We start from the raw sequence: 8,618 nt of genomic DNA on the forward strand, positions 1-8,618 counted from the left end.
GCGGTTTTTAATCTAGTAAGGTACAATTTTTTTTGTTTTAGGGAGCAGGGAGCAGGGAGCAGGGAGCAGGGAGCAGGGAGCAGGGAGCAGGGAGCAGGGAGCAGGGAGCAGGGAGCAGGGAGCAGGGAGCAGGGAGCAGGGAAGAGGGAAAAAAATATGTGTACCTCATGAGGAGAAAAAGCGCTATATCGGTTTGTTCTACTTAGAGGATACTCGTAGCTGGAAAGTTCCCCATCTGACCAACTGCTGCTATAAGTAATTAGTCATACTTAATTCTTAATACCCACATAATAGCACTGACACCAATCTGTTCCCCTTTGCCAACTCTAAGTCAGCAGGTTATACTTGACTAGTAGTTTGCTATTCATCAAGACAGAAGGGGGTCTTATTTTTTTTTGGTGACGATTTAAAATAGAACCAAAGTTATTTAATAACACAAGATAATTTGTCGCCGTTGTCGGGAAAAGGTTACAGTAAATAAAAATTTACGAAAACAGTATCAACAAAATAGTTTTACCATAGTTATAATCAAAATAATTATAAGTGATGTTTGAAGTTATGGGGTAATTCACCTAGGTAATCAACTTAATTATCTCTATTTTTAGCTCTTGCCTCCGGTTTATAGTTTGACGAACGTAACGTTAATTTTTATCTCTATTTATATCTATCCCTATTTATATCCCTAAACAACTTAGCCTTAGCCATAATTCTCGACAATCTAGGATAATTAACTAAATTTAAAAGACTGTCGCTCAGGGCTATCAATTAGCATTATTGTTCTTTATTATAGTGTACACTTCGATTCATGATATCTAACATGGATAGTTAATATTAACATGACATGAATCGTTTATTTCCTGAGAAAAGTTAATGAAAAAGGCACTGGTTTGTGGAGTATCTGGTCAGGATGGAGCCTATTTAGCAAAATTGCTCTTAGACAAAGGCTATACTGTGTGTGGCACGTCACGGGATGCTCAAATGTCCTCCTTTAGGAACTTGGTGTATTTGGGTATCCGAGACCAAGTTAAGTTGGAATCAATGACACTGACGGATTTTCGTAGTGTCTTGCAAGTGCTGACGAAATTCCAACCCTATGAAGTCTACAACTTGGCGGGGCAAAGTTCAGTGGGTTTGTCTTTTGGACAACCAGTAGAAACCCTAGAAAGCATAGCGACTGGCACGATTAATTTACTAGAGGCAATTCGCTTTACTGGTGCTCCCATTAAACTCTATAACGCTGGTTCTAGTGAGTGCTTTGGGGATACTGGAGAACAAGCCGCTGATGAACAGACTCCCTTTCGTCCCAGAAGTCCCTATGGTGTTGCTAAAGCAGCAGCGTTTTGGGAAGTAGCTAACTACCGTGAAGCCTATGGGTTATTTGCCTGCTCTGGTATTTTATTTAATCATGAGTCTCCCCTACGACCAGAACGATTTGTGACCCAAAAAATTGTTAGTGCTGCTTGTCGGATTGCTAACGGTAGTCAAGAGAAGCTTCGTTTGGGCAATATGGCAATTCAGCGTGACTGGGGTTGGGCTCCTGAATATGTTGAAGGAATGTATTTAATGCTACAGCAAGACCAGCCAGATGATTATGTAATAGCGACAGGGGAGAGTTATAAATTAGAAGATTTCGTGGCAACGGCGTTTGCTACAGTTGACTTGGACTGGCAAGAGCATGTGGTGACCGATAGCAACTTATTCCGACCGACTGATTTGGCTTTAGGGAAATCTAACCCAGCTAAGGCAAGGGATAAGTTAGGCTGGCAAGCCCAATACAAAATGCCGGATGTGGTGCGAATGATGGTGGAAGCTCGGTTGGAGAGTTTGTCTAAGTAAAGGGTAAAGGGTAAAGGGGAAAAAGGGACTGGGGACTGAGACGGTGATATAACTGGTGCTGCTGATATAACTCTGTCCCCATTACCCCATCACCCGATCACCCCATCACCCGATCACCCGATCACCAGCCTAAAATCCTCGTAGGGAAAAGGAGGTATTTTGGGCTACCTGTAGGGCTTGGACTAGTTGACCTAAAGAATACTTCAAATGGGAGCCAGCATCCACTGCTACCCAGCCTTGGGGAGTGGCATGCCGCCATTCAAAGTGTAGGTGGGGACCAGTAGAATTACCGGTGCTGCCAACCCGCCCAATTACAGTTCCTTTTTGTACCCATTCCCCAGGTTGGACAAAGATTTCTGATAGGTGAGCGTAGCGGCTTTCTTGGGTACCTTCCTCATGGCGCACCATAACGGTCAAACCGTAGCCACCTAAGAAGTCAGCTGTTACTACTTCACCATCAGCGGCAGCAACAACTGGAGTACCTAGGGGTGCTGCTATATCTGTACCAGCGTGGAAACGGCGATTACCGGAAATCGGATGAGTCCGCCAGCCGAATAGGGAGCTAATGGCAGAAGGAATCGTTACGGGGAACACAAAGCTGGATTGCCTGAAATTGGCCAGTCCTAAGGGTCGTTGGGTGAGATTGTAGTAGGCTAAGGCTGTAGGAAGTTTCCTGACAGACCGATTCCGCCGAGCAACGCTAATCCCACGAGGAACCCATTTAGCTGGACGACTCTTGGCAGGTTTGACTCGATTAAATCTGACCGGTTGAACTGAATTATATGAATTATATCTGACTGGTCGAACCGGATTATATCTAGCAGTTTGAGTACTAATTACTCGTGGTCTGGGTAATTGAGTTACTCTACGGTTCCGTCTACTTCCAGAGATAGCAATTGGTTGACGCCTCGGGGCAACACCACAATTCCCCCTGAGTTGCCCATTTCTGGCTACAGTCCGACAACCCCTTGACCGTTCAGTTAAAACAACTGCCGAGGGGCGAGTGTACCGTTTAGTGGCACCAACATTGTAGTTTGTGCGGTCAATATAGCTATTTTTAGCAGCGGTTTTTGGAACTCTAGGCTGTAATGCTACTGGATTGAGCTTGACTTTCGGTGGCTTGGCGACAGTGGCTTTAGCTGGTACAGAGAATTGGGTTCTACGCTGTACTCGTTTGACTGCGATCGCTTTTGTCCGGACAGATTTCCTAGCTGGTGGAGCAATCGGTTTCTTAACCTGGATAGGCACCGAGGGAGCTACTGATTTCCGGGCAACTTTTGGTGCTCGTGGGGCAATGGGTTTAGTGACCTTGGTTGCTGCTACTGGTTTTGAAGCAGCTTTTGCTGGGGCTGGTTTGGCCACTGGCACAGCTGGCACAGCAAAGGAGCTTGGGGGTGTAGGTTTAGGCAAAGCAGCAATAAGAGTTGGATCAAATGCTGCTTCCGTTATAGATTTGGTAGTGGTGTTGACTGATACAGCTTCTATGGGTGACTGAGTTTTGGCCACAACCATACCGCTGCTGAGGACACCAATACTACTCATCACACTCAGTCCATGGATGAGTTTTGGGCATCGGTAGAAAATGCTATACAGGGTGCTACCAGGGGAGTTTTCTTTGGTCATTTACGACTCACTAAATAATTACTACACAGTTATACTCGCTCGGCTCAGCCATCAGCCATAATTCCGGCGTTGCGTCAGTCTTGGAATGAATAGGAGTAGAGTGGGCATCCTGCCCGCCCGGAAACTGTAACGGGCAAGATGCCCATGCCACGGCAAGATGCCCATGCCACGGCAAGATGCCCATGCCACGGCAAGATGCCCATGCCACAGGTGCGACCGTTGGCGAATTAAATTCGCTATAGGTGCGCACCGTCAGGAACGGGCAAGATGCCCATTCCACAAAACTATTAAAATCATTCCATTATTAAGCAACGCCATAATTCCTGTTTTGTTGATTAGTTGATGCTTAACATTTGACCCTTAACCGTAAGAGTTCTCAACAACTACGATAGCCAAGACTGATTGTACCGGGCTTGAGCAAAATTTCTTTTGGGGTCGGAGTATCGTGTAGATGCACTCGCAGTTCGCCCCTAGGGGTTACCCCTGTTATGATGCCTGGATTTCCTTCTACCATGACCTGGCTTCCTTGATAATTGAATAGCGCTAGATATCGTGGTAGCAAACTATTCATTCCTTCCTCTGACCAGAGTTGATATCCGGACAGTAGTCCTTGTAAAACAATCGCAGCCAGCATTTCTATAGAAGTCACAGTGGCATAGGACTCGGGTTGCCAAAATGAGCGCAAATTGATGCCAGATTCCGGCACTTCATTGCTCCAGTTAATTCCGACACCCACAACGGCTTTGGTAATTTGACCCTGTTTGACACGGGTTTCTGTTAGAATACCTCCGAGTTTGCGTCCCTTAAGTAGTAGGTCATTTGGCCACTTCAGAGACACAGGCATAGCGTAAGCTCTCAAAGCTGTAGCAATTCCCCAAGCACTACACATGCTTAGCTGGGCGCTGTCCAATGCCTGTAACTTGGGAGCTAAAGCTAAGGATAAGTAGAGTCCACCTTTTGGAGATTGCCATTGTCGTCCCCACTGTCCCCGCCCTGCTGTCTGTTGCCCAGCAATAACCATGGTGGGAACTGTTGCACCTTGGTTGAGCAATTCCCAAAGGGTTTGGTTAGTGGATGGGAGAGTGTCAAAGACCTGTAGAGGAATTGGTGGAAATTGCCCCATGGCTGGGGAGTTGAGGGGCAACTGTTCCCTTACTGCTTCCAGAGCAATTTCAAACGCTTGTTGATTAAATGAGCTTTTATTCATTTAAATGATAAGCTCACGTAAATGATTATCTAGCGTGAAGGACATTTATCTCGGCAATAGACTTCTAGAGATTTAATTGTCGCTGAGTCGCGATAGTTCTGGGTTTGGTTATATTCTTTCAATGGTGAAGCATAAAGGCCAGAAAACTGATTATTAGTATCATTGACGGCTACTCCCATGCGAAAGGCTATATCTTCCGATAGGTTGGCAAAATTGACGTATTCCCGAGACTCGCTGGCATAGTTAAAGGACAAGGTAGCATCACCGTAAGTTTGCTCAGCTAGTTTGAGGGGTGTGCCAGGGCCAACACCTTTGGTGGTGCGATAGTTAGGATTTGTGGTGAATAACGCTTCCATTACGGTTGAATTACCCATAGGTGTTCCCATCGGGTAAAGAATATAGTATTGGGGTTGTCCTGATTGGATAACTGCGATCGCATCGAAATCGACAATAAACGGTGACTTCACCTCAAATTTTGCCTTATCCCCTAGGGATTGTTTCAGCTGTCCCAAGGTCATTCCCAACTTAGCCGGTCCAATTCCTTTAGCAGAGATAGTAAAGGCATCTGATGCCGGTGGAGACAGTTTGGTTGTGGACTTTGAACTGCCAGATTTAGATGTGTCCTCTAAATTAGGCGGGCTTGGCATCGGTTGGGAAACCGGTGTTTTCTTAGTTGATGGAGTAGGCGACGGGCTACAGCTCATCAGCACCATCAGCAAACTCGTGATTAACCATCGAGATTTCATCAAAAATTCACGGCTGGATACTCCCCTGACACCCCATTGGGGTTAAACCTGAGAGGTTGCGCCGCGCCTCCTACAAAACAATTAGTTGATCAGTTAATGAACATTTAACCTATATATTTTAATTGATCGCTGTTTTTTGACGATTGACGGTTAACTGTTAAATCTCAATAGTAACTCTCAACAAAAACAATAGGTGCGCTTTCCGCATCTAATTATTAAATTCGCCACGGGTCGCACCTCTAGCTATTTTCCTGAGTCAATAATTTCTTCCCGAATTATTTGTGCGGTAGCCGGAGCAAGGAGTACACCATTGCGATAATGACCTGTTGCTAGCCAAACATTATTGTAACCAGGCAGTTGATCAATAACAGGGGCAGGTCGTCCTTCTGGACGAGGGCGTAACCCGTACCATGTGTGGATAATTTCTGCTGTGGCTAGAGCAGGGCAAAATGCGATCGCATTCTGTCTGACCACCTCCAGTAAGGCTGGTTGTGCTTCTACATTACCTGCATCATCGGGAAACTCAACTGTTGCGCCCACCCAGTAGTCTTGCTTACCTACTGGCAAAATATGAACATCATCACGAGTAATCACTGGCTGAAAATCTTCATATCCCATGGGCTGTGGCAGCCGCAATTTTACTCCTTGTCCCAGTACTGGTTTGAGAGTCAGAGGCAGATCTCGACTAACTTGCAAGTCTTGTGGTTGGAGCATCTTAATCAGCCCAGATGAACCCAACCCAGCAGCCACTACTAGCCAATCTATCTCTAGGGTTCCAGAATCAGTAGAGATTTGGGAGCAATTGAGAGAATTGTTGAGATCGGAACCTATGGATTCAAAGCCTTTAACTGTGATTCCAAAATTAAACCTAACCCCATTGGCCTCAGCACCAGCCACTAATACTTGGGTTAGGGCAGTTGGATCAATTTGTAGGTCTTGGGGAGAATAGATTCCAGCAATAAATTTATCTTGACTCAGCTGAGGGCAACGGTGCTTAACTTGGGGAACATCCCAAATTTCTAATTGCCAACCTTGGGTGAGGCGAGTTTGTACTAGTTTTTCCCAAGAGGCCAAGTCCTCTCCAGGCAAACACAGCTTCAAGATACCGTTGCGATTGACTGGAATCTGGTATCCCGTGAGTGCCTCTAATTCAGGAATCAGGGTCTGATAGCGCTGGATACTGACTTGTCGCAGCTGCCACGCCCTACCCTTGACTTTTTTACTAATGGCACCCATCAGTACCCCTAAAGCAGCACCAGTAGAGCCTTGTGCTGGCAGATGCTGGTCGAGCACAGTGATACTTAGCCCATTTACCCGACTAAGTTCATATGCGATCGCTGCTCCAACGATACCGCATCCAATAATAGCGACTTTACTCACAATTTTATCGATAACTTTTTAACTAGTGGGAATTAGTTCCAAAAAGTCATCAAAGTTTTTCAGCGCTGCTTCGTAGTTTTTGAGTGCTAGCTGGGAGTTGCGCTCTACAGAAGCTTCATCAATTTTCACCAAAGATTTCAACAATACTTCAGCCGCTTGCTTGGCTGCTTTCTGGTCTTTGGGAAGAAGTTGACCAGTCAGATAGTTACTGCTGCGCCCTAGATCTCCTAACGGACCATGGATAAATGAACTAATATCTACCCAGTTTTCGTCTTGAATGTTGGCTTCGAGAACTGGCATTTTCTCGCGAAGCTCAAGCACTCTAGTAGCACTTGTCTGGATTTGGGCAATTTTTTCAGGGGTGTAGGTAGGAGCGGTGGTGGCACTTGGGCTACCACAGCTGACCAAAAAGGTCATCACCATTGCCAGAATCACAGTCAGAATAGACCGATAACTTCTCATCATCATTGTTTGTTCGCTAGCCAACCTCTCGGGAAAACTACTTAAGGTTCTTGACACTCCCCGCCAGCTTATGAGCGGGGATTCTTAGTTCTACGACACGCCTTGTCTTGATGCAGTCGCTCATGGGGGAAACCCCCAAGACCGCGCTGCATCGCTAAAATTAGTTATCCAGCAAAGGCAGTACTTAAGCCAAATACCCGTTTAAAAACGCGCATATCGAGCCTAATTTAACTAAACGAGCGTGGGCTTATCTCCCTAAGCGTTGGGTCTCCCCCGTTCCCGTGTGCCCCACGGTACGTTTAGTTTTAAAATTTTATTTTACTGGGGTTTCGGTATCTGTTAATATCCATGCGTTTTGGCGAGGTATGCGCGCTCCTCGTGTACTAGTATCGCTTTACGTCGTTGTTTTAAATTGGCAGTACCGACGAATCCTGCCTGTACTAGGCTACATGTTTATTCTATCACACTTTACTTAAAAGCCGTCCTATAATAACGGGGCTTTAAACCCAAAATTTTTGGTCAAGTACTATAACCCAATATTGGTCACATCAAACGAAAAGTTTAATACCCAATAGGGCACCTTGACCACTGATTGCATCAAAGCTTACCAACCCAAGCACTACTTTCAGCAAGATCTTGGTTGGCGACATACTAATTAATTCACGAGCTGCTCAGGTAGAAGCTACTGACTGCTGTTTGCCTTTCTCAAGCTTGTATCTGAGCTGTATAAATGTCAGATTAACAAGTTTATACAAAAATTAGAATTGGTTTGAAGTTGAGAATATCAAATTGATTGGTATCATGGTAAAAGCTAATAATTGGGATAACAATTATTAATTTCTCGATCATGACGGATTTTTAGTTTTAATTAAAATCAAGTCAAATAAGACTATATTACTAGTTCAGCAATCGTTACTGATGGAAATATTGACTAAGGCTTAAGCTAAGTAATGATGAAATAAATTCGCCAACCCTGATCACAAGATATTCTACCAAGCTATCATAAAACAAAATGTGATTTATAGTACTAAAAAATCTTTGGCTCTCTTTTCTACTCTTCCCTACTCCCTACTCCCTACTCCCTACTCCCTACTCCCTACTCCCTAAAACTCCAATGAGCGATCGCAATATTATTACCACCGAAGCGGATAAGCGAGGTGGTAAACCTTGTATTCGACAGATGCGCATAACAGTTGATGACGTTTTAGGCTGGCTAGCAGCTGGTATGTCTCACGCCGAAATTGTCGATGACTTTCCAGAATTGACCGAAACAGACATTAAAGCTTGCCTAGAATTTGCTGCTGATCGCGACATCGTTTAATTGCCACGGATACTGAAAAATTCAAGCTTTGCGTCTTAGAAAC

Annotated in this window: 9 protein-coding genes; 2 read left to right on the forward strand and 7 right to left on the reverse strand. The window is 45.0% G+C overall.

From position 1 onward, the window contains the following. Window positions 1-37: 37 nt before the first annotated feature. Window positions 38-169 (reverse strand): hypothetical protein, encoded by a 132-nt coding sequence (locus F6K37_RS25645; protein WP_287253063.1) that lies wholly within the window; start codon window positions 167-169, stop codon window positions 38-40. 701 nt (window positions 170-870) lie between these two features. Between F6K37_RS25645 and F6K37_RS25650 the strand changes: the two genes are divergently transcribed. Further along, a complete protein-coding gene (locus F6K37_RS25650; protein WP_008185429.1) occupies window positions 871-1,836 on the forward strand; it encodes a GDP-mannose 4,6-dehydratase in 966 nt (321 codons plus the stop codon). Window positions 1,837-1,965: 129 nt separating this feature from the next. Here F6K37_RS25650 and F6K37_RS25655 read toward each other — a convergent pair whose 3' ends face one another. From F6K37_RS25655 to psbQ, 6 genes are all read right to left on the reverse strand, one after another. Beyond that, on the reverse strand, window positions 1,966-3,459 hold the full coding sequence (locus F6K37_RS25655) for a M23 family metallopeptidase (RefSeq protein ID WP_008185431.1): 1,494 nt from the start codon (window positions 3,457-3,459) through the stop codon (window positions 1,966-1,968). Between the two features lie 10 nt (window positions 3,460-3,469). Next, on the reverse strand, window positions 3,470-3,739 hold the full coding sequence (locus tag F6K37_RS25660; RefSeq protein WP_131827241.1) for a hypothetical protein: 270 nt from the start codon (window positions 3,737-3,739) through the stop codon (window positions 3,470-3,472). A gap of 96 nt (window positions 3,740-3,835) precedes the next feature. Then, window positions 3,836-4,666 carry a biotin--[acetyl-CoA-carboxylase] ligase gene (locus F6K37_RS25665; RefSeq protein WP_008185433.1) on the reverse strand — a complete coding sequence of 277 codons (831 nt, stop codon included), beginning with the start codon at window positions 4,664-4,666 and terminating at the stop codon, window positions 3,836-3,838. A 29-nt stretch (window positions 4,667-4,695) separates the two neighbouring features. Continuing rightward, the gene (locus F6K37_RS25670; protein WP_287253068.1) at window positions 4,696-5,412 is read right to left on the reverse strand and encodes a hypothetical protein; all 717 of its coding nucleotides are present in this window, start codon (window positions 5,410-5,412) and stop codon (window positions 4,696-4,698) included. Window positions 5,413-5,655: 243 nt separating this feature from the next. Beyond that, window positions 5,656-6,792: an NAD(P)/FAD-dependent oxidoreductase gene (locus F6K37_RS25675; protein WP_008185439.1), complete on the reverse strand. Its 1,137-nt coding sequence runs from the start codon at window positions 6,790-6,792 to the stop codon at window positions 5,656-5,658. Between the two features lie 18 nt (window positions 6,793-6,810). Further along, on the reverse strand, window positions 6,811-7,311 hold the full coding sequence (gene psbQ, locus F6K37_RS25680; protein ID WP_287253071.1) for a photosystem II protein PsbQ: 501 nt from the start codon (window positions 7,309-7,311) through the stop codon (window positions 6,811-6,813). A 1,057-nt stretch (window positions 7,312-8,368) separates the two neighbouring features. On the opposite strand from psbQ, the gene F6K37_RS25685 reads away from it, so the two are divergent. Then, on the forward strand, window positions 8,369-8,575 hold the full coding sequence (locus tag F6K37_RS25685; protein ID WP_008185444.1) for a DUF433 domain-containing protein: 207 nt from the start codon (window positions 8,369-8,371) through the stop codon (window positions 8,573-8,575). Window positions 8,576-8,618: the final 43 nt, after the last annotated feature.

Source organism: Moorena sp. SIO4E2 (genome assembly GCF_010671945.1).
Classification (GTDB): Bacteria; Cyanobacteriota; Cyanobacteriia; order Cyanobacteriales; family Coleofasciculaceae; genus Moorena; species Moorena producens.

Bases quoted from the DNA above. Each gene is read 5' to 3' on its own strand.
- F6K37_RS25645 (WP_287253063.1), bottom strand. From the start codon at position 169: ATGAGGTACACATATTTTTTTCCCTCTTCCCTGCTCCCTGCTCCCTGC.
- F6K37_RS25655 (WP_008185431.1), bottom strand. From the start codon at position 3,459: ATGACCAAAGAAAACTCCCCTGGTAGCACCCTGTATAGCATTTTCTAC.
- F6K37_RS25685 (WP_008185444.1), top strand. From the start codon at position 8,369: ATGAGCGATCGCAATATTATTACCACCGAAGCGGATAAGCGAGGTGGT.
- F6K37_RS25670 (WP_287253068.1), bottom strand. From the start codon at position 5,412: ATGAAATCTCGATGGTTAATCACGAGTTTGCTGATGGTGCTGATGAGC.
- F6K37_RS25650 (WP_008185429.1), top strand. From the start codon at position 871: ATGAAAAAGGCACTGGTTTGTGGAGTATCTGGTCAGGATGGAGCCTAT.
- F6K37_RS25665 (WP_008185433.1), bottom strand. From the start codon at position 4,666: ATGAATAAAAGCTCATTTAATCAACAAGCGTTTGAAATTGCTCTGGAA.